This window comes from Flexivirga lutea (assembly GCF_054778955.1).
Window position 1 is genome coordinate 1,262,019 of the sequence record NZ_BAAGZB010000002.1, and the last position, 24,018, is coordinate 1,286,036.

The 24,018-nt window shown below is 69.6% G+C and carries 20 protein-coding genes; 14 read left to right on the forward strand and 6 right to left on the reverse strand.

Annotated elements, in window-relative coordinates; genetic code table 11:
* Positions 1–80: 80 nt before the first annotated feature.
* From fbaA to lysS, 11 genes are all read left to right on the forward strand, one after another.
* The gene (gene fbaA, locus ACYVBN_RS12460; protein WP_460600784.1) at positions 81–1,109 is read left to right on the forward strand and encodes a class II fructose-bisphosphate aldolase; all 1,029 of its coding nucleotides are present in this window, start codon (positions 81–83) and stop codon (positions 1,107–1,109) included.
* Positions 1,106–1,510 carry a DUF3151 domain-containing protein gene (locus ACYVBN_RS12465; RefSeq protein WP_440284099.1) on the forward strand — a complete coding sequence of 135 codons (405 nt, stop codon included), beginning with the start codon at positions 1,106–1,108 and terminating at the stop codon, positions 1,508–1,510. The genes fbaA and ACYVBN_RS12465 overlap by 4 nt, the downstream gene beginning before the upstream one ends.
* A 12-nt stretch (positions 1,511–1,522) precedes the next feature.
* Positions 1,523–2,476: a hypothetical protein gene (locus ACYVBN_RS12470; protein WP_460600785.1), complete on the forward strand. Its 954-nt coding sequence runs from the start codon at positions 1,523–1,525 to the stop codon at positions 2,474–2,476.
* Positions 2,477–2,531: 55 nt separating this feature from the next.
* Entirely contained in the window at positions 2,532–3,893 is a 1,362-nt protein-coding gene (locus tag ACYVBN_RS12475; RefSeq protein WP_460600786.1) for a TerD family protein, read from the forward strand.
* A gap of 59 nt (positions 3,894–3,952) precedes the next feature.
* On the forward strand, positions 3,953–4,954 hold the full coding sequence (gene dhaK / locus ACYVBN_RS12480) for a dihydroxyacetone kinase subunit DhaK (RefSeq protein WP_460600787.1): 1,002 nt from the start codon (positions 3,953–3,955) through the stop codon (positions 4,952–4,954).
* A gap of 2 nt (positions 4,955–4,956) precedes the next feature.
* Positions 4,957–5,583 (forward strand): dihydroxyacetone kinase family protein, encoded by a 627-nt coding sequence (gene dhaL / locus ACYVBN_RS12485; protein WP_460600788.1) that lies wholly within the window; start codon positions 4,957–4,959, stop codon positions 5,581–5,583.
* Positions 5,580–8,087 (forward strand): phosphoenolpyruvate--protein phosphotransferase, encoded by a 2,508-nt coding sequence (gene ptsP / locus ACYVBN_RS12490; protein WP_460600789.1) that lies wholly within the window; start codon positions 5,580–5,582, stop codon positions 8,085–8,087. The genes dhaL and ptsP overlap by 4 nt, the downstream gene beginning before the upstream one ends.
* 71 nt (positions 8,088–8,158) lie before the next feature.
* Positions 8,159–9,463: an adenylosuccinate synthetase gene (locus ACYVBN_RS12495; RefSeq protein ID WP_460600790.1), complete on the forward strand. Its 1,305-nt coding sequence runs from the start codon at positions 8,159–8,161 to the stop codon at positions 9,461–9,463.
* A 1-nt stretch (position 9,464) separates the two neighbouring features.
* Positions 9,465–9,746: a hypothetical protein gene (locus ACYVBN_RS12500; RefSeq protein ID WP_440284092.1), complete on the forward strand. Its 282-nt coding sequence runs from the start codon at positions 9,465–9,467 to the stop codon at positions 9,744–9,746.
* 81 nt (positions 9,747–9,827) lie between these two features.
* Positions 9,828–10,037 carry a hypothetical protein gene (locus ACYVBN_RS12505; protein WP_460600791.1) on the forward strand — a complete coding sequence of 70 codons (210 nt, stop codon included), beginning with the start codon at positions 9,828–9,830 and terminating at the stop codon, positions 10,035–10,037.
* Positions 10,038–10,061: 24 nt separating this feature from the next.
* Positions 10,062–11,801 carry a lysine--tRNA ligase gene (lysS, locus tag ACYVBN_RS12510; RefSeq protein WP_460600792.1) on the forward strand — a complete coding sequence of 580 codons (1,740 nt, stop codon included), beginning with the start codon at positions 10,062–10,064 and terminating at the stop codon, positions 11,799–11,801.
* A 108-nt stretch (positions 11,802–11,909) separates the two neighbouring features.
* Here the strand turns inward: lysS and ACYVBN_RS12515 are convergent, their stop codons facing one another.
* On the reverse strand, positions 11,910–12,887 hold the full coding sequence (locus ACYVBN_RS12515) for a cation diffusion facilitator family transporter (RefSeq protein ID WP_460600793.1): 978 nt from the start codon (positions 12,885–12,887) through the stop codon (positions 11,910–11,912).
* Between the two features lie 84 nt (positions 12,888–12,971).
* Between ACYVBN_RS12515 and ACYVBN_RS12520 the strand changes: the two genes are divergently transcribed.
* Positions 12,972–13,334: an ArsR/SmtB family transcription factor gene (locus ACYVBN_RS12520; protein WP_460600794.1), complete on the forward strand. Its 363-nt coding sequence runs from the start codon at positions 12,972–12,974 to the stop codon at positions 13,332–13,334.
* Positions 13,335–13,494: 160 nt separating this feature from the next.
* Here ACYVBN_RS12520 and ACYVBN_RS12525 read toward each other — a convergent pair whose 3' ends face one another.
* From ACYVBN_RS12525 to ACYVBN_RS12535, 3 genes are all read right to left on the reverse strand, one after another.
* Complete coding sequence (locus tag ACYVBN_RS12525; RefSeq protein ID WP_460600795.1) at positions 13,495–13,779, reverse strand: chorismate mutase; 285 nt, start codon at positions 13,777–13,779, stop codon at positions 13,495–13,497.
* On the reverse strand, positions 13,776–15,980 hold the full coding sequence (locus tag ACYVBN_RS12530; protein ID WP_460600796.1) for a HelD family protein: 2,205 nt from the start codon (positions 15,978–15,980) through the stop codon (positions 13,776–13,778). The genes ACYVBN_RS12525 and ACYVBN_RS12530 overlap by 4 nt, the downstream gene beginning before the upstream one ends.
* Before the next feature lie 66 nt (positions 15,981–16,046).
* Positions 16,047–17,063 carry a helix-turn-helix transcriptional regulator gene (locus ACYVBN_RS12535; protein WP_460600797.1) on the reverse strand — a complete coding sequence of 339 codons (1,017 nt, stop codon included), beginning with the start codon at positions 17,061–17,063 and terminating at the stop codon, positions 16,047–16,049.
* Between the two features lie 398 nt (positions 17,064–17,461).
* On the opposite strand from ACYVBN_RS12535, the gene purD reads away from it, so the two are divergent.
* On the forward strand, positions 17,462–18,736 hold the full coding sequence (gene purD, locus ACYVBN_RS12540; protein WP_460600798.1) for a phosphoribosylamine--glycine ligase: 1,275 nt from the start codon (positions 17,462–17,464) through the stop codon (positions 18,734–18,736).
* A 90-nt stretch (positions 18,737–18,826) separates the two neighbouring features.
* On the opposite strand, the gene ACYVBN_RS12545 is transcribed toward purD, so the two are convergent.
* Positions 18,827–19,033 (reverse strand): CsbD family protein, encoded by a 207-nt coding sequence (locus tag ACYVBN_RS12545; RefSeq protein ID WP_460600799.1) that lies wholly within the window; start codon positions 19,031–19,033, stop codon positions 18,827–18,829.
* Positions 19,034–19,140: 107 nt separating this feature from the next.
* Between ACYVBN_RS12545 and ACYVBN_RS12550 the strand changes: the two genes are divergently transcribed.
* The gene (locus ACYVBN_RS12550; protein ID WP_460600800.1) at positions 19,141–20,031 is read left to right on the forward strand and encodes a phosphoribosylaminoimidazolesuccinocarboxamide synthase; all 891 of its coding nucleotides are present in this window, start codon (positions 19,141–19,143) and stop codon (positions 20,029–20,031) included.
* Here ACYVBN_RS12550 and purL read toward each other — a convergent pair.
* A complete protein-coding gene (gene purL, locus ACYVBN_RS12555; protein WP_460600801.1) occupies positions 20,028–23,957 on the reverse strand; it encodes a phosphoribosylformylglycinamidine synthase in 3,930 nt (1,309 codons plus the stop codon). The genes ACYVBN_RS12550 and purL overlap by 4 nt on opposite strands.
* Positions 23,958–24,018: the final 61 nt, after the last annotated feature.

The following is a 24,018-nucleotide window of genomic DNA, read 5'->3' on the forward strand; positions in this document are numbered from 1 at the left end:
CGGCGGGCGGTCCACCGCGGGGGCCGCGGATGGTTGGATGGGGCCGAAGAACGTTCGCCGACGCCTGCAGGAGGGCTTCCATGCCGATCGCGACCCCTGAGAAGTATGCCGAGATGCTCGATCGGGCCAAGAAGGGCGGCTTCGCCTACCCGGCCATCAACGTCTCCAGCAGTCAGACCCTGAACGCCGCGATCAAGGGCTTCGCCGACGCGGGCAGCGACGGCATCATCCAGGTGTCCACCGGCGGGGCGGAGTACTTCTCCGGCCAGGGCGTCAAGAACATGGTGACCGGTGCGCTCGCGTTCTCCGCGTTCGCGCACGAGGTGGCCAAGGCGTATGACGTCAACATCGCACTGCACACCGACCACTGCCCCAAGGACAAGCTGGACGGCTTCGTCCGCCCGTTGTTGGCGGCGTCCACCGAGCGGGTCAAGCAGGGTGGGCCGCCCTACTTCCAGTCGCACATGTGGGACGGGTCCGCGGTCGAACTGCACGAAAACCTCCAGATCGCAGAGGAACTGCTCGCCAAGTGCCGCGACGCCAAGATCATCCTGGAGATCGAGGTCGGTGTCGTCGGCGGCGAGGAGGACGGCGTCGAGGGCAAGATCGACGACAAGCTCTACTCCACCCCGGAGGACGCCATCGAGACCGCGAAGGCGCTCGGCACCGGGGACCACGGTTACTACATGACCGCGTTGACCTTCGGCAACGTGCACGGTGTCTACAAGCCGGGCAACGTCAAGCTGCGCCCGGAGGTGCTCAAGAAGGCACAGGCGGCCGTGCACGAGGAGTTCAAGACCGCCGACGACAAGCCCTTCCACCTGGTCTTCCACGGTGGCTCCGGGTCGGATCCCCAGGAGATCGAGGAAGCCGTCTCCTACGGCGTGGTGAAGATGAACGTCGACACCGACACCCAGTACGCCTTCACCCGCCCCATTGCCGGCTGGATGCTCGGCAACTACGAGGGCGTGCTGAAGATCGACGGCGAGGTCGGCAACAAGAAGCAGTACGACCCGCGTGCCTGGGGCAAGGCGGGCGAGGCCGGTATGTCGGCACGTGTCGTCGAGGCATGCGAGAACCTCGGCTCGGCAGGGAAGCACTCGAAATGAGCGAGAACCTCCTCGGCATACCCGAGACGAAACTGCCTGTCGATCCGGCGAGTTCACCCTTGGACCAGGGCGTGGACCCGCGTGACGTCGCACGGTCCTACCCGAGCTCGTCGCTCGTCTGGGCGAGCCTCGCCGAGGACGCGATGGCCGACGGTGACGTGATCGAGAGCTACGCCTTCGCGCGCACCGGCTATCACCGCGGCCTCGACGCGCTGCGCCGCTCCGGCTGGCGCGGGCAGGGGCCGGTGCCGTGGGAGCACGAGCCCAACCGCGGGTTCCTGCGGGCGCTCGCGGCCCTGGCGAAAGCAGCCGGTGAGATCGGCGAGACCGACGAGCAGCGCCGGTGCGCCGACTTCCTGCGCGACTCGTCGGCGACCGCCGCACGCGAACTGGGCCTGTAGGGGACCGACCCGATGGACGGTCGGCTGGGCGTGCTCGGCGTCGGAGCGCAGGGCGAAGAGCTCTACCGGCACGTGCTGCGCTCACCCGGCCTGACCCTGGCAGCACACGTCGCGCAACTGGGGTGGACCGACTACGAGGCCGAGCACGCCATCGAGCAACTGCGCGCCCGGCGGCTGGTGCGGCTGACCGATCTCGGCGAAGTCGTCGCCGACCATCCGCGGGCCGCCCTGGAGCGGGTGGTCAGTGCGGAGGAAGCACGGCTCGCCACCCGTCGCCAGGACCTTGCCCGGGTGCGCGACGCGATCGACAGCTTCGTCACCGATCACCGTGCGGGGCAAGAGCTCTCGACCTCCGACCAGCCGTTGCGCGAGCGGGTCGACCAGGCAGTGTTGACCTCGGTGCACGAGCACCTGGTCGCCTCGACCGTCGGCGTCATACGCCAGGCCTCCGCGGGTGCGCCGCGTGCGCTGGACGACTACCCGACCGTCCGGCAACAGCTGGGTTCCGGACGCGAGCAGCGGACGCTGTATCTGCCCGAGGCGCTCCACGAGCACGCGGCCGCGGTCGCCGGCTGGGCGGCGCTCGGTGAGCAGCAGCGGGTCGCCGGTGCGCTGCCGTCGGAGTTCGTGGTCTTCGGCGACGAAGCCGCGATCGGGACGACCGAGTGGGGCCGGGGTGGCGGCGACTACGTCCTGCTGCGCGACCCGATGGTCGTCGCCGCCTTCATCGAGCTCTTCGACCGGTTGTGGGCGGCCGCCGCACCCACCGGACACGCCGACGACTCGTCCGGCAGCGCGCTGATCGACTGGATGCAGCAAGGCCTCACCGACGAGGCGATCGCTCGCGCGATGGGCATCTCGCTGCGCACGGTGCGCCGGCGCATCGCCGCGCTGATGAGCGAGCACGACGTCAGCACCCGCTTCCAACTCGCCCTGCGCATCGCGGAACGCCGCCACAAGTCCTGACGTCGCTTCACCGAACGCCGTCGGCAGGCCGGCCACGCATGTGAGGATGAACTGTATGAGCGAGTTGACCAAGGGCTCGAACACACCACTCGACGCCGGCCGGGTCCGGATCACCCTGCACTGGAGTCCCGGGCCAGGTGTGCCCGACGTCGATGCCTCGGCGCTGTTGCTGGGGGAGAGCGGCAAGGTCGGCTCGGACGACGACTTCGTCTTCTACAACCAGCCGGGGCATCCGAGTGGCGCGGTACGCCATCTCGGCAAGCAGCCCGGCGCCGACGCGCTCGAGGTCGACCTGACCCAGCTGCCACCGGACACCGCCAGGGTGGTGCTGGCCGCGTCGGCCGACGGAGGCGCCTTCGGCCAGGTGCCCGACCTGCGGCTGGTCGCGTCCGACGCCGCCTCCGGCGAGGAGTTGGCAACCTTCGCGATGAGCGCCGAGAACGAGACCGCCTTCGTCAGCGGCGAGCTCTACCGGCGTGGGGGACAGTGGAAGCTGCGCGCCATCGGACAGGGCTACAGCTCCGGACTGGCCGGACTGGCAACCGATTTCGGCATCGCGGTGGACCAGCCGCCACCGGCTGCCGACCCTGCCGTGCCGCTGCCCCCGGCGCCGATGCCCGCCGCGCCGCCGCCGGGTCCGCCACCGGTCGGGATGCCGGGCATCGCGCCGCAGGGTGTCCCGCCGGCGCCGATGCCGACGACCGGCCTGCCGATGTCACCACCCCCGCCGACCCAACCGGCCCCGCCGCACCAGCCGCCCCCGCCCACGCAGCCGCCCCCGCCCACGCAGCCGCCGGCACCGCCGGGTGGGCAGCGGCCGGGCACCCCGGGGGTCGTCAACCTCGACAAGGGGCGCGTCGACCTGACCAAGAAGGCCAGGGTCGACCTCACCAAGACCGGCGCTCCGCCGCTGGCGAAGGTCACCATGGGCTTGGGCTGGGACCCGGCACCGGGACGCGGCAAGATCGACCTGGACGCATCGGTCATCGCCTACGACGGCTCCGGGAAGAAGCTGGAGATCGTCTGGTTCATGCACAAGCGGGAGTTCGGCGGCGCCATCCAGCACACCGGTGACAACCTCACCGGCGCCGGTGAGGGCGACGACGAGCAGATCAAGGTCGACCTGCTCGCCATCCCACCGCAGGTGAACACCCTCGTCTTCACCATCAATTCGTTCAGCGGTCAGAAGTTCACCGACATCCGCCGCGCCTTCTGCCGGCTGGTCGACGATGCGACCGGCCAGGAGCTGGTCCGCTTCGACCTGTCCGACTCACAACCGGCGACCGGTGTGCTGATGGCGGCGATGCGCCGCACCGGGCCACAGAGCTGGCAGATGCGCGCCATCGGTGACTTCCATGACGGCCGGACCGTCAAGAAGCTCGTCAAACCGGCCACGGAGCACGCTCTCGCCCCCTGACCCGGCTATTGCGGCCCGAACTCCTTGTCGGCTGACCGGAAGAGTGGTCGGATGAGCAGATGAAGAAGCTCATCAACGATCCGGCGGACGTCGTGTCCCAAGCACTGCTCGGCATGGAAGCCGCACACGGCGACCGGCTGCGCATCGACCACGAGCACAAGGTCGTCTTCCGCAAGGACGCGCCGCGTCCCGGCAAGGTCGGTCTGGTCTCCGGTGGTGGCTCGGGCCACGAGCCGATGCACGGCGGGTATGTCGGCCTCGGGATGCTGGACGCCGCCTGCTGCGGTGAGGTCTTCACCTCGCCGGTGCCGGACCAGATGCTCGCGGCGACCTCCGGCGTCGACGGCGGCGCCGGTGTGCTGCACATCGTGAAGAACTACACCGGCGACGTGATGAACTTCGAGATGGCGGCCGAGCTGGCCGCCGAGAGCGGGGCCCGAGTGCGGTCGGTGGTCGTCGACGACGACGTCGCCGTCCAGGACAGCCTCTACACCGCCGGCCGGCGCGGCGTCGGCACGACCGTGCTGCTGGAGAAGCTCGTGGGCGCCGCGGCCGAGAGCGGCCGCTCCCTCGACGAGGTGGCCGAACTCGCCGACCGCGTCAACTCGGCCGGCCGCAGCATGGGGCTCGCGCTCACCTCCTGCACGGTGCCGTCCGCGGGCAAGCCCACCTTCGAGCTGGGCGAGGACGAGATGGAGCTGGGCATCGGCATCCACGGTGAGCCCGGCCGCAAGCGGGTCCCCATGGCGTCGGCAGCCGAGGCGGCCCAGCAGCTGGTCGACCCGATCCTCGCCGATCTGCCGTATGGCACAGGGGATTCGGTGATCGCGATGGTCAACGGGATGGGTGGCACCCCGCTGATCGAGCTCTACCTGATGTATGGCGAAGTGCACCGCCTGCTCGAGCGGGCGGGCATCACCGTCGCACGGTGCCTGGTCGGCAACTACATCACCTCACTGGAGATGGCCGGCTGCTCGGTGACTCTCGTCAAGGCAGATGACGAACTCGTCGGACTATGGGATGCACCGGTCAACACCCCCGGCCTGCGGTGGGGGATGTGAGCATGAGAGACGTGGTGCGGACCGAGCAGTTCATCGAGTGGATGCGGCGCTACGCCAGCGCCATACATGACAACGCCAATTATCTGACCGAGCTCGACTCGGCGATCGGCGACGCCGATCACGGCAGCAACATGGACCGTGGCATGGCAGCAGTCGTCAAGGCTCTCGACGCGGGTGAATTCGGCTCTGCGACAGACGTTTTCAAGAAGGTCGGGATGACCCTCGTCAGCTCCGTGGGTGGGGCGAGCGGGCCGCTCTACGGCACGTTCTTCCTCCGGCTCGCCGGCAAACTCGCCGAGGACGAGATCGATGCGGCGGCGCTCGGTGCCGCGCTGCACGCCGGCGTCGAGGGGATCGTCCAGCGCGGCAAGGCCGAGGTGGGCGACAAGACGATGATCGACGCCTGGATGCCGGCGCTCGAGGCGTATGACGCCGCACAGTCCGACGGCGTCGGCGCGGCGCTGCGGGCTGCGGCAGAGGCGGCGGCGCAGGGTCGTGACACGGCGACCGACCTGGCCGCGCGCAAGGGTCGGGCGAGCTATTTGGGGGAGCGCAGCGCGGGCCATCAGGACCCCGGTGCCACCTCCACCGTGCTGTTGCTCGACGCCGCCGTGGACACGCTGGCTTGAGCAGCAGACCCATGGTCGGCATCGTCATCGTCTCGCACAGCCGCGCCCTCGGCGAAGCGGTCGCTGCGCTGGCCAGGGAGATGGCCGGTGGGTCGGACGCCCCGCCGATAGCGGTGGCCGCCGGACTCGACGAGGACACGTTCGGCACCGATGCCACCGCGGTCGCGGCGGCCATCGAGGAGGCAGGCGCCGAGGACGCCGCCGTGCTGGTGCTGGTCGACATCGGCAGTTCGGTGCTCAGCGCCGAAATGGCATGTGAACTCATCGATCCCGAACGGGCCGAGCGCGTGCGGATCTCCGCCGCGCCGCTGGTGGAGGGGATCGTCCCGGCCATTGTGTCGGCGGCCTCCGGCGCGGGGCTGGACGAGGTCGCCGGTGAGGCTGAGGAGGGGCTCGATGCGAAGCGGGCGCATCTGGACACCGGTAAACCACGTCGGTCGAGTAGCGACGAAGGAGCGTATCGAGACCACCGAGCGCCCCTTGGTCTCAATACGCAACCTCGTTCCTCGGCTGCTACTCGACCAGCGGTCGTCGACATCGTCATCACCGACCCGCACGGGCTGCACGCGCGACCGGCGGCGAAGCTGGTCGCGCTCGTCCGCTCGTATGACGCACAAGTGACACTGACCGATCTGGACACCGGTGCCGGGCCGGTGCCGGCGACCAGCCTGAGCAAGGTGGCCACGCTGAACGCCGGCCAGGGCGCCCGACTTCGGGTGAGCGCCGCCGGCCCACAGGCGAGCGAAGTCCTGGCGGCCGTGCGTGACCTCGCGGATCGCGACTTCGAGGACGACACCACGGCCAGCGGCAGCACGGGCAGCGCCCCGGACGCGGCGCCGCCCGCCGCCGAAGGGTCCGGGCTGGATGCCGCGCTCGGCCCGGCGCACGTCTTGCGAGGTGCAGTGGATCTGCAGGACTACCAGGCGGGTTCGGAGCGCGAGGAGCAGGATCGGTCCGACCGGGCGGTGGCCGCGGTGGTGGACCACATCCGCCGCCAGCAACAGGGGAGCGATGCCGCCGCCGCGGACATCCTCGACGCGCACCTCGTGCTGCTCGAGGACGACGCGATACTCACCGATGTCGCCGACCGCATCGAGCGCGGGAGATCGGCGCCCGAGTCGTGGCAGGCCGTGCTCCAAGAGCTCGCAGCGGACTTCGAAGGGCTCACCGACGCCTACCAACAGGCCCGCGCCCAGGACGTACGAGCCATCGAACGGCAGGTGCTCCAAGCGCTGGCGCACGGGCCGGAATCCTTGGAGCGCCAGGCCGTTCCGGACGGCGCGGTGCTCATCACGGACGAACTGGATCCTGCCACGGCTACGAGCCTGGATGCGGCAGGCGTGGCCGGCATTGTCACCGTCCGCGGCGGCAGCACCGGGCACGGAGTCATCGTTGCCCGGTCCCGCGGCATACCGGTCTACACCGACGGTGGTGCCGAAGCAGCACGGATCGAGGACGGCCAGACCGTCGGATTCGACGTGGCTGCAAGGTTGCTCGTCGTCGACCCGGACCAGGAGCAGATCGACCGACTCACCGACCTCCTCGACCGGCGGCGCAGCGACGCTGCTGAAGCCACCCGGCGGGCGACCGAGCCCGCGGTCACCACCGACGGCGTGCGAGTCCGCGTGGGTGCCAATCTGACGAGTCAGACCGAGGCCGACACAGCCGCCGCGCTCGGCGCCGAGGGATCCGGCCTGGTGCGCACCGAGATCCTCTTCGGCACCGCGCTGAACCCGCCGGCGGCGACCGACCAGGCGGCGGTTTTCACCGTCATCGGCCGGACGCTCGGGGCGGAGCCGGTGACGATCCGCACCTGGGACGTCGGCGGCGACAAGCCCTTGGCGTTCCTGCCGGGCCCGCAGGAGGCCAACCCCATGCTCGGTGTGCGGGGGATCCGGTTGATGCGTCAGCATTCCCAGCTCTTCGACGATCAGCTGCTGGCGGTGTGTGGTGCGGCGGAACAGACACCGCTTCGAGTGATGTTCCCGATGGTCACCACGCGGGAGGAGGTCGACTGGGCGCTCGGCCGGCTCGCTGCGGCACGCGCGATGGTCGGCACACCCGAGCTCCAGATCGGCATCATGATCGAGGTGCCGGCAGCCGCCATACGCGTCCGCGAACTCGCCCAGGGACTCGACTTTGTGAGCATCGGCACCAACGACCTGACCCAATACACGCTCGCCGCCGACCGCGGCAATGCCGGCGTCAGCGACGTCGCCGACAGCCTGGATCCCGCTGTCCTGCAACTGATCGGACGGGTCGTCGACGAGGTGCCCGAGGGGGTGGACGTCGGTGTCTGCGGCGATCTCGCGAGCCAGGTCGACGCCGTCCCGCTGTTGATCGGACTCGGCATACGCGAGCTGAGCGTGGTCGGCCCGATGATCCCGCGTGTCAAGCAGGCGGTCCGCCATACGAATGCCGCGGACGCGCGCCGGATGGCGGAGCAGGCGCTGCGCGCATCCTCGGCGCGGGCCGTCCGGGAGTTGCTCGCCGACCCCCGGTAGCCTGAGACACTGCTGACGACGAGCAGCCCGTCCCGGTCACTGCTCACCACCGACCGGATAGGGGCAGCAGCATGCCAGCGATCGTGCTCGTGGGCGCCCAGTGGGGCGATGAGGGCAAGGGCAAGGCGACCGACCTCCTGGGCGACCGCATCGACTATGTCGTGAAGTTCAACGGCGGCAACAACGCCGGCCACACCGTGGTCATCGAGCAACCCGACGGCAGCCGGGAGAAGTACGCACTGCACCTGCTGCCCAGCGGGATCCTGTCGCCGGGCGTCACCCCCGTCATCGGCAACGGCGTCGTGGTCGACCTGGGCGTGCTCTTCGAGGAGATCGAGGGGCTCGAGCAGCGCGGCATCGACACCTCGGCGCTGCGGGTCAGCGGCAACGCGCACGTGATCGCCGAATACAACCGGGTGCTGGACAAGACGGTCGAGCGGTTCCTGGGCTCCCGCAAGATCGGCACGACCGGCCGAGGCATCGGCCCGACCTACGCGGACAAGATGAACCGCACCGGCATCCGGGTGCAGGACATCTTCGACGAGTCGATCCTGCGGCAGAAGGTCGAGGCCGCGCTCGAGGTCAAGAACCAGATCCTGGTCAAGCTCTACAACCGCCGCGAGATCCCGGTCGACGAGGTCGTCGAGGAGCTCCTGTCGTATGCCGACCGCCTGCGCCCGATGGTCGCCGACAGCTCGCTGGAGATCGGCCACGCCCTCGACGAGGGCAAGGTCGTGCTGTGCGAGGCCGGCCAGGCGACGCTGCTCGACGTCGACCACGGCACCTACCCCTACGTCACCTCGTCCAACGCGACCGCGGGCGGCGCGTGCACCGGCGCCGGCATACCGCCGACCCGCATCGACCGCGTCATCGGCATCTTCAAGGCCTACACCACCCGCGTCGGTGAGGGCCCGTTCCCGACCGAACTGACGGGCGACTCAGGCGAATTCCTGCGCAAGACCGGCGCCGAGTTCGGGGTCACCACCGGCCGTCCCCGCCGTTGCGGCTGGATCGACACGGTCATCGGCCGCTACGCCTACCGCATCAACGGCGTCACCGACTTCGTGCTCACCAAGCTGGACGTGCTGTCCGGGCTGGAGAAGGTCCCGGTCTGTGTCGCGTATGACGTCGACGGCGTCCGCCACGACGAGATGCCGGCCGACCAGACGGCCTTCCACCACGCCAAGCCCATCTACGAAGAGATGCCCGGCTGGTTCGAGGACATCTCGCAGTGCCGCACCTGGGAGGAGCTGCCGGCCACCTGCCGCGCCTACGTCGAGTTCGTCGAGGAGCGCATCGGTGCCCGCATCTCGGTGATCGGCGTCGGCCCGGGCCGGTCCGAGGTCATCGTGCGGCACGACCTGCTCGAGGACTGAGGTGCTCCCTGAGGTCGCTGCCCGGTTGGCCACCCGCACCATCAGCGGCAAGACGCCGCCGCTGGCCTTCCGGATCACCCTGTGGTTGCTGGTCGTCTTCTTCCTCGGCGTGGCGGTGGCCGCGGCGATCACCTGGTGGCGGCTGCGCCGGCAGGTGCAGCAGCTACCCGCCGGCGAGGAACAACAGGCCAAGCGCGGCCGCGCCGGCTGCCTGATGGCCGGCGCGGTGCCGGCGCTGCTGTTCGGTCTCTTCCTGCTGGACTGGGCGATCCAGGTCAGCTGAGACGTCACGCGCTCCTGGGAAAATGCCGTCCGCTGTGGGACGCTGGACGGGCGCCATACCCCGAGGTTCTGGGGAGGACTCATGGAGGAGCACGACCGCGGGCTCGAACTCGAGCCACCACTGCCGGACGACGCACGCCGCAAAGGACTGACACCCGTGGTCGCGCCGGGTCTGCAGTTCGCCAGCTCGCTGCGCGCCGACAAGCGCTCGCACCGGATCATCGCCTGGCTCGCACTGGGGCTGATCGCAGTCTTCGTGATGGTGTGCGCCGGGACGGTGCTCGGCGGCTGAGCGGCGCCCGTAAACTGATCGGTCGTGACTGATCAGCAGCTTGACGACTGGGTGTCCCGACTCGCCGACGAGACCATCGCCGACGCGCAGGCCAAGGGCACCAAGGTCGTGTGCGCCTCCGGCATCTCGCCGTCCGGGCCGATCCACCTGGGCAATCTGCGCGAGGTGATGACGCCGCACCTGGTCGCCGACGAGATCCGCCGCCGCGGCATCGAGGTCGAGCACATCATCAGCTGGGACGACTTCGACCGCTTCCGCAAGGTGCCCAGCATCCCCGGTGTCGACAGCTCCTGGGAGCAGCACATCGGCAAGCCGCTGACCGATGTGCCGCCGCCGGCAGGTTCCACCGCGACCAGCTGGGCGGAGCATTTTCGCGATCAGCTCGAGCGCAGCCTCACCGAGCTGGGCATCACCTACCGCGGCATCAGCCAGACCGGGCAGTACCTCTCCGGCGCCTACACCGAACAGATCATCTTCGCGATGTCGCAACGCGGCGAGATCGACAAGGTGCTGGACCAATACCGCACGCTCGGCCCGCAGAAGGCCAAGAAGCCGGCGAAGCTGTCCGAGGAGGAGGCCGCCGCCGCAGCGGAGGCCGAAGAGGGTTCCGGCGCGGCCGCCGAGGACGACGGACGTGGCGCCACCGGCTACTACCCCTACAAGCCCTACTGCACCGAGTGCGGCACCGACTTCACCACCGTCACCGCGTATGACGATGCCACCACCTCGCTGACCTACACGTGTCGCTGCGGCCACACCGAGACGGTCAACCTGCGCGAGTTCCGGCGCGGCAAGCTGGTGTGGAAGGTGGACTGGCCGATGCGCTGGTCCTACGAGAAGGTCACCTTCGAGCCCTCCGGGGTCGACCACCAGTCGCCGGGGTCGTCATACGTCGTGGGCAAGGAACTCGCGCCGATGTTCGGCTGGGAGCGGCCGCTCGGGCCGATGTATGCCTTCGTCGGCATCAAGGGCATGGCCAAGATGTCGTCGTCGCGTGGCGGCGTGCCGACGCCCAGTGACGCGTTGCAGATCATGGAGCCGCAGCTGCTGCGCTGGCTCTACGCCCGGCGCAAGCCGGCGCAGTCCTTCAGCGTCGCCTTCGACGCCGAGGTGGAGCGGATGTATGACGAGTGGGATTCCCTCGCCAAGAAGGTCGCCGCCGGGAAGGGCCAGGCCGGTGACGTGGCGGCATACACGCGGGCCTCGTCCAGTGCAGCCGGGTCGCTGCGCGAGACCCCGCGGCCGGTGTCCTACCGCACGCTCGCCTCGATCGTCGACATCACCACCGGTGACGCGGACCAGACATTGCGGATCGTCAGCGCGCTCGACGCCGACCCGGTGGAGTCGCTGGACCAGCTGCGGCCGCGGCTGACCTGCGTCGAGCACTGGGTGGAGACCCAGATGGCCGACGAGGACCGCACGGTGGTGCGGTCAGCCGCGGACACCGAGCGACTCGGCGCGCTGACCGACCAGGAGCGCGAAGCATTGCGGATGCTGTTGGACGGCAAGGACTCTCAGCTGCCGAGGCTGGAGGACGCCTGGTCGCTCGACGGGCTGACCCACCAGGTCTACGGAGTCCCCAAGGTGCAGCGTGGGCTGGCCTCCGACCAGATCGTCAAGGGTGACAAGGAGCTCGGCGCGGCGCAGCGGCAGTTCTTCAAGCTGCTCTACAACCTGTTGGTCGACAAGGACACCGGTCCGCGCCTGCCGACGCTGCTGCTGGCGGTTGGGGCCGAGCGGGTGCGGAGTCTGCTCGGCGGCTGACGGAACAACTCGCTACTGTCGTCACTCCCTCGCCGGTAGGTGCCGATTTGGGCGAGTGAGTCGCTACTGTCGTCACTTCCTCGCCGGTACAGTCCCGGCCCGGCACCGTCAGTGCGTGCCGGGTTCGTGGGCGGAGTGACTGGCCGGCTCGAGTTGGAACGTCGAGTGCTCCACGTCGAAGTGCCCCTGCAGACACGCCTGCAGGTAGTCCAGCAGCTGCGGCGCGTGGCCGTCGGCGAAGCACTCGTCCTCCACGACCACGTGCACCGACACCGCCGGCAGGTCGGAGGTCACCGTCCAGACGTGCAGGTCGTGGACGGCCCGAACGTGCTGTGTTTCCAGCAGGTGCGTGCGCAGTGAGTCCAGGTCGACGTTGCGCGGTGCGCCTTCCAGCAGGATGCGACCACTGTCCCGGAGCAGGCCCCAGGCGGCATACAGCATGAGGGCGACGACGACCAGGGACGCGATCGGGTCGGCGCGCGTCCAGCCGGTCAGGAGTATGACGACGCCGGCGACGACGGTGCCGATGAAGCCGTAGAGGTCGGTCAGGATGTGCTGGTAGGCGCCCTCGACGTTGAGGCTCGAGCGGTTGGCCCGCGCCAGCAGCCAGGCGGCGGCGATGTTGACCACGACGCCCACCAGGGCGACCGCCACGACCGCGCCGCCCTCGACCTCCGGCGGGTGGACGAGCCGGCGGAGCGCCTCGAACGCCACGATGCCCGACACCACGAGCAGCGTGACGCCATTGCCGGCGGCGGACAGGATCTCGGCACGTTTCCAGCCGTACGTCCAACTGCCGCGGGCGGGTTGGGCGGCCAAGTGCATGGCCCACAGGGCCGCCCCGATCGCTCCCACATCGCTGAGCATGTGTCCGGCGTCCGAAAGCAGCGCCAGGGACCCGGACAGGAACGCCACCACGACCTCGGCGACCATGAAGGCGCCGAGGAGCGCGAGTGCGCCGACGAGATAACGGCGGTCGGCGTTGATGCTGACACCGTGACTGTGGCCGCCGTGGCCACCATCGGGTGCAGCCGTCTTCGGCTGCGGGCCGGGCTCGCCACCGCACAGTGGTGTCGGGTCGGTCATGGTCGCCTCACGGGAGAATGATTGTGGGTCTCATTATCGTCATATGCGCAGTTGCGAATATATGAACAACTATAGTCGATCGTCATGGCAGCGAAGAGGCGGGAGAGGGCGGCGGTGAGCACCGGAGAGCCGGCGGGGCGGCATACCGAGGAATTGTCCGTCGAGCAGGTCGATGCGGCCGTCACGGCGTTCGGGTTGCTCGCCGATGCCACCCGGGTGCGCATGCTGTGGGCGCTGCGCGATGCCGAACTCGACGTCGCGACGCTGGCCGACATCGCGGGATGTCGCCCGACCGTGGCCAGCCAGCACCTGGCCAAGCTGCGGCTCGCCGGACTGGTCGTGGGCGAGCGGGACGGCCGCCGGGTGGTCTACCGGTTGCAGGGCGCGCACCTGCGGGCGCTGCTCACCGAGGCACTCTTCCACGCCGACCATCAGGTCAGCGACTGAGTCGCGGCCGTGCCATTACCGCCATTACCGAGCGGACAACAAACACACCGAGCGGACACGAATACCCGCCGGTATGCCGCTACGTTTCGTGTCCGCTCGATCGTTTTGTGTCCGCTCGGTGTGAAAGTAGGGGGAGCGGACTCAGCCGGACTCAGCGTGCTCAGCTGGACTCGCGGATGCGCTCGTGATGGTGGATGACCTCGTCGATCACGAACCGCAGGAACTTCTCGCTGAACTCCGGATCGAGGCCGGATCCGGTTGCCAGCGCTCGCAACCGGGCGATCTGTTGCTCCTCGCGTGCCGGGTCCGCCGGTGGCAGCTCGTGGGTCGCCTTGTATTCGCCGACCGCCTGGGTGATCCGGAACCGCTCGGCGAGGATGTGGATCAGCGCAGCGTCGAAGTTGTCGATGGAGCGGCGGTATGCCTCGAGTCGTTCGTCCGTCATACGTCGTGCACCTCCAGCACTGTCATGCGGTGAGCGGCGCGGGTCAGGGCGACATACAGGACCCTTGCGCCGCCGGGGGATTCGGCGATGATCTCCTCGGTGTCGACCACGACGGTGGCGTCGTGCTCGAGGCCCTTGGTCGACATCGGGTCGACCAGGACCACCCGGTCGGACGCCTCCTGTGGCACCTCGGCCAGCACCCGGCGGTGACGCTCCGGGGAGATGATCGCGATGCTGCCCTCGACCTCCTCGAGCAGACTCTTGACGGCTCCGCGCACGTCGTCGACAAGGGTGTCGGGTGACGAGGTGAGCTGGACCGGATCGACCCCGGTCTCCCGGACGGCGTGCGGGATGTCGGCATCCGGAACGACGGGCAGGATGCGCGTCGCCGCATAGTCGAAGATCTCGCGGGCGTTGCGGTAGTTGGTGTCCATGTGGAAGCGCCGCCGCTGCTTGTTGCCGAACGCCTCGTCGCGGGCGGTGACCGCCTCGTCGGCCAGCGGCCACGAGCTCTGCGCCGCATCACCCACGACCGTCCAGGAGGCATAGCGGCCGCGGCGGCCGAGCATCCGCCACTGCATCGGCGACAAATCCTGCGCTTCGTCGACCAGCACGTGTGCGTAGTCGTCGGACCGGCTGACCTTGCCGGCCAACAGTCGCTCCCGCGGGTCGGCCGGGGTGACCTGGTAACCGACCTGGTCGGCCCGGAAGCCTTGCTGCGGGCCGAGTTCGGCGACTCCGAGGGTGTCCAGCTCCTCGATCTCGTAAAAGCCGCGCTCCTCGCGCGGCGCGTCGGGAACCACTCCGACGCGGGACAGGACATCGTCGACCAGGCCCACGTCGGCGACCGACCAAGTCCCCTCGGCCAGCGCCACCCGCATCGAGTCGCGCAGCAGGGTCGTCTGCTCCACCGAGAGGATGCCGCGTGTGTATGACGAGACGCGCTCCTCGTCGGCGAGCCACAGCAGCACCTCGCGCGGATCGGTCGGTCGCCACCAGTCACGCACGAACGCCTCGACCTCGCGGTGATCGGTGAATCTGTCGATGAACTCGGGCTTTTCGCCAGTGTTGACCTGCCGCCAGGCGGCTTCGGCCAACGCCGCTGTCGCGGCGTCAGCGGCGGCGTTGTGCTGGTGATGACGCAGCACCTGGCGCCGGATGCGCAGCAACTCCGGTGCGTCGATGCGGATCGGCTGGCCGTCGACCATGACCCGCAACTGCGTGGCCGCGTCCGGTGCGGTGTCACGCGCGGCGCGGCTGAGAACCTGCCGGATGCGGGTCGAACCCTTGACCTCGGCAGCAGCGGGGGAATCCAGGCGCGTGGCCGTCATACCCTCGACCAGGTCGCCGAGCGAGCGCAGCGTGACGCTGTCCTCGCCGAGGGAGGGCAGCACCCGCTCGATGTAGGCGGTGTATGCCGCGGACGGCCCGACCACCAGGATGCCGCCGGCCTCGAACTTGCGTCGCTGCGAGTAGAGCAGGTATGCCGCCCGGTGCAACGCGACAACCGTCTTGCCGGTGCCGGGACCGCCGGTGAGCTCGGTGACGCCGGAGCTGTCGGCACGGATGGCCTCGTCCTGATGCCGCTGGATGGTGGCGACGATGTCGCGCATCCGGGCGCCGCGCGAACGCGTCAGCGCCGCCATCAGCGCACCGTCGCCGACGATCACCATGCCCTCGGGCGCCTCCGGCACCATCAGGTCGTCCTCGACGCCGAGCACCCGGGAGTCGCGGCAGCGCAGCACCCGTCGGCGGATCACCCCCTGCGGTTCGACCGGAGTCGCCCGGTAAAACGGTGCGGCGGCGGGTGCGCGCCAGTCGATGACCAGCGGCTCATAGGTGTCGTCGCGCACGCCGAGACGGCCGATGTAGCGAACCTCGCGGGTGTCGCCGTGCTCGTCGGGCTTGTCGTGCTCCAGGTCGAGACGGCCGAAGACGAGGCCTTCGTACTGCGTCTGCAGGCTCTGCCGCCGGCGTCCGGCGTTGAAGACCAGCGCGTCGCGCTCGAAGAGTCCGGTGATCTCCTCCTCCCGCGCCTCCCCGGTGCGGTCGGTGCGGCCACGGGCCAGCCCCTCGGCCTCGACGAGTGCGGCCCGCTCGCCTGCCTTGGTCAACTCGGCGTACACCTGGTCGACGTGCGCCTGCTCGGCGGCGATCTCCGCTGCGACGGCGGGCGACACCCCGGATCGGTCAGCGCTCACAAGGCCCCCATGAGATGAGTGACGACACACTGCGAATGCAGCGAATCGCCAAGTCTAATAGGACAGTCAGATCAGACCCTGCCGGGCGGCGAGCACCCCGGCCTGGAAGCGGGTGGTCGCATTGAGCCGGTCCAGCAGGACCCGCACCCGTCGCTCGACGGTGCGGGACGAGATGCCCAACTGGCGGGCGATCGCCGCGTCCGAGACGCCACCGGCCATCAGGCGCAGGATGCTCCGGTCACGCGGTTCCAGGTGGTCGCTGTCCGAGGCTGGGGTGGTCGCCGGCAGCCACGGTGTGCCCAGCTGCCAGGCGAATTCGAGCACCGCCCGCACCCGTCCCCCGCCCGCGGCGCGGTTGAGCAGGATGCCCACCGGGGCCCCGCCGTCGTCGCCGAGATCGATCATCGCCAACCCCTCGTCGTTGACGGCGCCGGTGAACGGCAGGCCACTGGTGAGCCGTATGGCGTCACCGGCATCGACCCGGGCCTGCATGATCTCCAGCACGTCGGGCTCCGGCAGCAGCGCCGGATCGATGCCGAGCCGCACGTCGAGCGGCTCGCCCCGGCTGTTGAGGAACGGCGTGGTCGAGATCGGCCGGGGTGCCTCGAGCAGATAGCGCGACAGCGGCGAGTCCACCCGACTGGACAACACCCACTCCTGGGCCGTGGTGGTGACCTGGTGCAACGCCTCCGCGACGTCCACCAGCGACTCGAGCAGCACCACGCCGGACGTGGCGTCGGTGCGGTCGGCCGCCCGCGAACGCAGGTAGACCCGCGACATGGCCTGCGCGGTCGTGCGCACCATCCGGGCGCGCGCTTCCAACTGCGCTGCGAAGGCCGGCATCGCGACGTCCGGAGGAACCACCGACCAGGTGCTGCCGTCCACCGGCTGGATCATCCTGCGGTGCTCCAGGACCGGTAGCAACCGGTCCAGCTGTTGCGACGAGAATCCTTGGCTGCGCAGGGAATCGCGCGTCGGGTGACGCGTCTCCAGCAGTGCCAGATAGAGCGGTGCGACCTCTTCGTCCGCGGGGTCGAGCGCGTCGCTCGGGATGGCTGTTGCGGGGGTGCGGCGTTTGGCCACGGACGGTCACTCCTCGGGCGGCGTCCAGCCGGCGTTCAGGGCGGACGGTGCGGTATGACGGGGTGGGGATGCAGTGAGTATGTCGGATCTCCGACATTGGCGACAGTCCGACAGGAACCGATTCACAAGATCGGCGTGCGCATGTCATAGTGGGTTCAACGACCTCGTGTCGTGACGAACGCGGAAGCGTCGCCGAGTCCCCCTCCGGCTGACCCTGTGTTCGTTGGTGGGCCCCTTCCCGGGAGACCTCCCCCCTGACTTTCGGGAAGGGCCCACCGCCATACAACCCCAACGAAGTTTCCCCCGCTCGCTGCTCCGAATGCTTCGCGGGGGCTCCGGACGTCGTCCAGCGATGTCGGCCATCGGGAATCCCCTTCTCCACGTTAGGCTCAAGCCCCGTGAAGGCCCTTGTCATCGGATCCGGTGCTCGTGAGCACGCCATCGTTCGAGGCCTGCTGGGCGACCCGGACGTCACCCAGGTCGACGCCGCTCCGGGTAACCCGGGCATCGCCGTGGTGGCGCAGTGCCACCCGCTGCCGGACCTGACCGACGGCTCGGCCGTCGCGGAACTCGCCCGCAGTCTCGGCAGTGACCTGGTCGTCATCGGTCCCGAGGCGCCGCTGGTCGCCGGAGTGGCCGACGCCGTCCGGGCAGCGGGCATCGCGGCGTTCGGCCCGTCCGCCGAAGCCGCGCAACTGGAGGGCAGTAAGGCATTCGCCAAGGACGTCATGGCCGCGGCCGACGTGCCGACGGCTCGTTGCTACGTGTGCACCAGCGAAGCGGAGGCGACCGCAGCGCTGGAGGCCACCGGTGCGCCATACGTCGTCAAGGACGACGGCCTGGCCGCGGGCAAGGGGGTCGTGGTGACCGATGCCCGCGAGGACGCTCTGGAGCATGCACGCGCTTGTTTCGCCGCCGGCGGCACTGTGGTGGTCGAGGAGTTCCTGTCGGGTCCGGAGGTGTCACTCTTCTGCGTCACCGATGGCACCACCGTGCTGCCGCTGGCTCCCGCACAGGACTTCAAGCGGGTCGGGGACGGCGACGAAGGGCCCAACACCGGTGGGATGGGGGCATATTCGCCGTTGCCGTGGGCGCCGGAGGGATTGGTCGAGGAGGTCGTGACGCGCGTCGCGCAGCCGACGATCGACGAGATGCGCCGGCGTGGCACGCCGTTCTGCGGCGTCCTGTATGTCGGACTGGCGCTGACGCCCGCAGGGCCGCGGGTCATCGAGTTCAACGCCCGTTTCGGCGACCCGGAGACCCAGGTGGTGCTGGCCCGGCTGCGCTCACCGCTCGGAGCGTTACTGCGTGCGTCGGCCGACGGGACGCTCGACGCGCTGCCGCCGCTGGCCTGGCGCGACGAGGCCGCGGTGACCGTCGTCATCGCCAGCGAGGGCTACCCGTCGTCGCCGAAAACCGGTGACCTCATCGCGGGCCTGCCCGACAGCACGGACGAGGCCTACCTGCTGCACGCCGGCACCCGGGACGAGAACGGCGAACTGGTGTCGTCCGGAGGGCGGGTCCTGTCCGCCGTCGGGGTCGGCCCGACGTTGGGTGCGGCCCGGGCCGCGGCATACCGGGTGGTCGACGGGGTGCGGCTGCGTGGCGCGCAGCACCGCACGGACATCGCCCAAGGCGCGGCAGAGGGCACCGTGACGGTGCCGACCGCGTGAGGGCGACCGCCTGAGAACGTGACAAGGCCCGGCGAGCAGTTGATTGCTCGCCGGGCCCCTCGCCTGCCACGAGGGCAGGGACGCCGCATCTCAGTCGAGAGCGTCCTTGGCGTCGCCCACAGCACCCTTCAGATCGCCGTCCTTGAGGTTCTCACCGGCCTGCTTGACGTTGGCCGACGACTGCGTGGCCGCGCCCTCGGCCTGCTGGTCCTTGTCCCCTCGTGCCTTGCCCATGGCCTCCTGCGCCTTGCCCTTGGCTTCCTCTGCCAGGTGGCTCATGTTGTCCTTCAGGCCCATCTCGGTCTCCTTTGTCGATGGTGCGATTGCGTTCTGTCCAACGTATGTGGACCGGATTTCATCACCTGCTGACGCCCGCGTTCTCGGCCACTGGAACACTCGGATCCATGAGCGCGATTGAGTTGCCGGGCTTCACGCATGTGTACTCCGGAAAGGTCCGTGATCTCTACACCCCTATGGGTCAGAACGGCGAGCCACGTTCCGACCAGGTGCTGCTGGTCGCTTCGGACCGGATCTCGGCATACGACTACATCCTGTCCACGCCGATCCCGGACAAGGGCAAGGTGCTCACCCAGCTGTCGCTGTGGTGGTTCGAGCAGCTGGAGTCGCTGGTCCCCAACCACATCGTCTCGACCGACGTGCCCGAAGCCGTCGCCGGACGGGCCGTGCTGGTCGAGCGCCTGGAGATGGTGCCGGTCGAGTGTGTGGCACGGGCCTATCTCACCGGTGGTGGCCTCTCCGAATACGAAGCCACCGGCACGGTGTCCGGGCTGCAGCTGCCCCCCGGCCTGGTGGACGCCTCCCGCTTCGAGGAGGTGCTCTTCACGCCGTCGACCAAGGCCCCGTTCGGCGAACACGACCAGCCGATGCCGTATGCCGACGTCGTCGCCGAAGTGGGTGCCGACCGCGCCGCCCAGCTGCGCGACCTCACCGTGCGGATCCTGGAGCGGGGCAACGAGATCGCGGCACCGAGAGGCATCCTGATCGCGGACACCAAGGTGGAGTTCGGGATCCGTCCCGATGGCACCGTCGTCTTGGCCGACGAGGTGCTGACCCCCGACTCGTCGCGCTTCTGGCGGGCGGCGGACTGGGAGCCGGGCCGCCGGCAGGCGTCATACGACAAGCAGTTCGTGCGTGACTGGCTCACCTCGGCCGCCAGCGGCTGGTCCAGGGAGTCCGGCCAGGAGCCGCCCGCGCTGCCCGACGAGGTGGTCGAGCAGACCCGCGCGAAGTATGTCGAGGCCTACGAGACGCTCACCGGCAGGACGTTCTCCTAGCCGACGTGTGCGCGGGCGTTGCGGAACATCCGCAACCAAGGGCTCGGCTGGTCGATCGGACCGTCGGTCCAGGACAGCTGGACGTTGCGCTGCACCCGCTCCGGGTGCGGCATCATCGCGGTGAACCGTCCGTCCGGGGTCGTCACCGCGGTCAGCCCGTCCGGTGAGCCGTTGGGGTTGCGCGGGTAGCGCGTGGCCGGCGAACCGTCGGCGTCGACGAAACGCATTGCCTGCTGGACGGTTTGCAGGTTTCCGCGCTCGGTGAAGTCGGCCCGGCCCTCACCGTGGGCCACCGCGATCGGCAGCCGGCTGCCCGCCATACCGGTGAAGAAGATGGACGGTGAGGCGAGCACCTCGACCTGGCTGAGCCGGGCCTCGTACTGCTCGGACAGGTTGCGGGTGAAGCGCGGCCAGTCGTGTGCGCCCGGGATGAGGTCGGCCAGGGCGGCGAACATCTGGCAGCCGTTGCAGATGCCCAGGCCGAAGGTGTCGGGCCGCCCGAAGAAGCCGGCGAACAACTCGTGCAGGCGATCGTTGAACAGCACCGAGCGTGCCCAGCCCTCACCGGCGCCGAGCGTGTCGCCGTAGGAGAACCCGCCGCACGCGACCAGGCCGACGACGTCGGTCAGGTCGTGGCGACCGGCCTGGAGGTCGGTCATGTGCACGTCGACAGCGTCGAACCCGGCGCGATGGAAGGCGAATGCGGTCTCCACGTGGGAATTGACGCCCTGCTCACGCAGGATCGCGACGCGTGGCTTGACGCCGCGGCCGACGTATGGCGCGGTGATGTCCTCCGACGGGTCGAACGACGGCTGGACGACCAGCCCACCGCGGCGGGTGCCGACCTCGGCGTGCTCCTCGTCGGCGCACTCCGGATTGTCGCGCAGCGCACTGATCCGCCAGGAGACCTCGTCCCAGGCGCGGGCCAGTTCGACGGTGGGCTCGCTCAGCACCGGTCGGCCGTCCATGGTGACCTCGAGCGTCGAGGCGGTCGTGGGACGCCCGACGAAGTGTGCGAGGTCGGCCAGGCCGGCGGCATGCACGGCAGCCTCGACCGCGGCGCGGCGGTCGGCCGGCACCTCGAGCACCGCACCCAGCTCCTCGGTGAAGAGCGCGGCCACGGACGGCACCTCGATCGTGGCGCCGCACCCGCCCGCGAACGCCATCTCGCAGACAGCCGCCCACAGGCCGCCGTCCGAGCGGTCGTGGTAGGCCGTCACCAGACCCTGCTCGCGCAGCCGGGCGAGCAGGCGGACCAGGCCGAGCAGGTGGGCGGGATCGGTCAGATCCGCTGGCGCACCACCGAATTCGCCTTGTGCCTGGGCAGCGATCGAGCCGCCGAGCCGCGCGTTGCCCGCACCGAGATCGATCAGCAGCAGCTCGGTGCCGCTTTCCGGATGCAGCTGCGGGGTGAGCGTGCCGCGCACGTCGGGCAATGAGGCGAAGGCCGTGACGACCAGCGAGACGGGCGACCGCACTTCGCGGGGCTCGTCGCCGTCGGTCCACCGGGTGCTCATCGACAGGGAGTCCTTGCCGACCGGCACACCGATGCCCAGAGCTGGGCACAGCTCCATGGCCACTGCGTGGACCGTGTCGTAGAGGGCGGCATCCTCGCCGTCGCGCCCGCACGCCGCCATCCAGTTGCAGGACAACTTCACGCCCTCGAGCGTGGCGATCGGAGCCGCCAGCAGGTTGGTCACCGCCTCGCCGACTGCCATCCGTCCCGAGGCCGGCGCGTCGATGGACGCGATTGGGGTGCGCTCGCCGGTGGACATCGCCTGACCGGTGAATCCGACCAGGTCCGAAAGGGTCACGGCGACATCGGCCACCGGCACCTGCCACGGCCCGACCATCTGGTCGCGATGCGTCAGGCCGCCGACGGTGCGGTCGGCGATGGTGATGAGGAAGCGCTTGCCGGCGACCGTGGGGTGGCGCAGCACGTCATACGCGAGGGAACGCACGTCGGTCGAGGACAGGTCCAACTCGGACGTGCTGCGCTCGACGCGCCGGTCGTCACGCGTCATCCGCGGTGGCTTGCCGAGCAACACCTCCATCGGTATGTCGATGGGGCGGTCGGCCGCGTGGTCTCGATACGCTCCTTCGTCGCTACTCGACCGACGCGGGTCGCTACTCGACCGACCCTGGTCCACAACGAGCTGGCCGTCGTCGGCAGCGGTGCCCACGACGGCGAAGGGGCACCGTTCGCGAGCGGCGAGCTCGGCGAACCGGTCCAGCGCATCAGGTGCGATCGCAAGGACATACCGCTCCTGCGACTCGTTGCACCAGATCTCCTTGGGCGACAGGCCCTTCTCTTCCAGCGGGACGGCGGACAGGTCGAACCGTGCACCGAGGCCGGCGTCGTCGACGAGCTCGGGGAAGGCGTTGGACAGGCCACCGGCGCCGACGTCGTGGATGGCCAGGACCGGGTTGGCGTCGCCGAGTGACCAGCAGTGGTTGATGACCTCCTGGGCGCGCCGCTCGATCTCGGGGTTGCCGCGCTGCACGGAGTCGAAGTCGAGCTCGGCGGCATTGACCCCGGACGCCATCGACGACGCGGCACCGCCGCCCATCCCGATCCGCATGCCGGGGCCGCCCAGCTGCACCAGCAGCGATCCGGCGGGGAACCGGATCTTCTCGGTCTGATCGGCGCTGATCGCACCGAGCCCACCGGCACTCATGATCGGCTTGTGGTAGCCGCGCCGCACGCCGTCGACGGTCTGTTCGTAGACCCGGAAGAAGCCGCCCAGCCCGGGACGGCCGAACTCGTTGTTGAAGGCCGCCGCGCCGATCGGGCCGTCGAGCATGATGTCGAGCGGTGTCGCCAGATGGCCTGGGGCGCCATACGACTCGCGCTCCCAGGGCTCGTCGGTGTCCGGCAGGTTGAGGTTGGACACCACGAAGCCGGTCAGCCCGGCCTTGGGTTGCGACCCGCGCCCGGTGGCGCCCTCGTCGCGGATCTCACCGCCGGCGCCGGTGGCTGCGCCGGCGAACGGTGAGATGGCCGTCGGGTGGTTGTGGGTCTCCACCTTCATCAGCACGTGGACGTCATCGGGTCGTTCGACGTAACTGCTGGGCGCGTCAGGGGATTGGGGCAACCAGCGGGTGATCCGGTCGCCGGCCATGATGGAGGCGTTGTCCTTGTAGGCGACCACGGTGCCCTGGCCGGACACCTGCTCGGTGTGCCGGATCATGCCGAACAGCGACGACGTCTGCGCCTCGCCGTCGATGACGAAGTCGGCGTTGAAGATCTTGTGCCGGCAGTGCTCGGAATTGGCCTGCGCGAACATCATCAGCTCGACGTCGGAGGGGTTGCGCCGCAGGCCGCGGAAAGCGTCGACCAGGTAGTCGATCTCGTCGTCGGAGAGTGCGAGCCCCAGGTCGGTGTTGGCGGTTTCGAGGGCCGACCGGCCGCCCTCGAGGACGTCGACGCGTTGCAGCGGCTCGGCGTCGGGTTCCTGGAAGAGTGCGGCGACGGCATCGCGCGAGCCGAGCACCGTCTGCGTCATCGGGTCGTGCAGCAGTCGCAGGACCCGGAGTTGCTCGTCGGAGGTCAATTCGCTCGTGGCGAGGGTGAATTCGGTGACCCGCTCGACCCGGTGGATGGCCAGGCCGCAGCTGTGCGCGATGTCGGTGGCCTTGGACGCCCAGGGGGACACGGTCCCGAGTCGTGGTCCGACCACGACGGTCTCGACCGACCCGGTGACGGGCTCGTGTGCCGGACCGTAGGTCAGCAGGTCGTGCACCCGCTGACGGGTGGCGGTGTCCATCACCGCGTCGGTGGCCACGACGTGCAGGAAGCGGGCGCCGACCGCAGTGACCTGCGGCGCGACCTGCCGGATGCGCGCGAGCAGGGCCGCCCGGCGGAACGCGGACAGGGCCGAGCCCCCGTCGAAGGTGGTCAGCACCGGGCCGTGGGTCGGCGTCATGGGATGTGAAGGCTCCTCGACGAGGCGGAGTGTGGCGGGTCCAGGGTATCGAGCGGCCCGC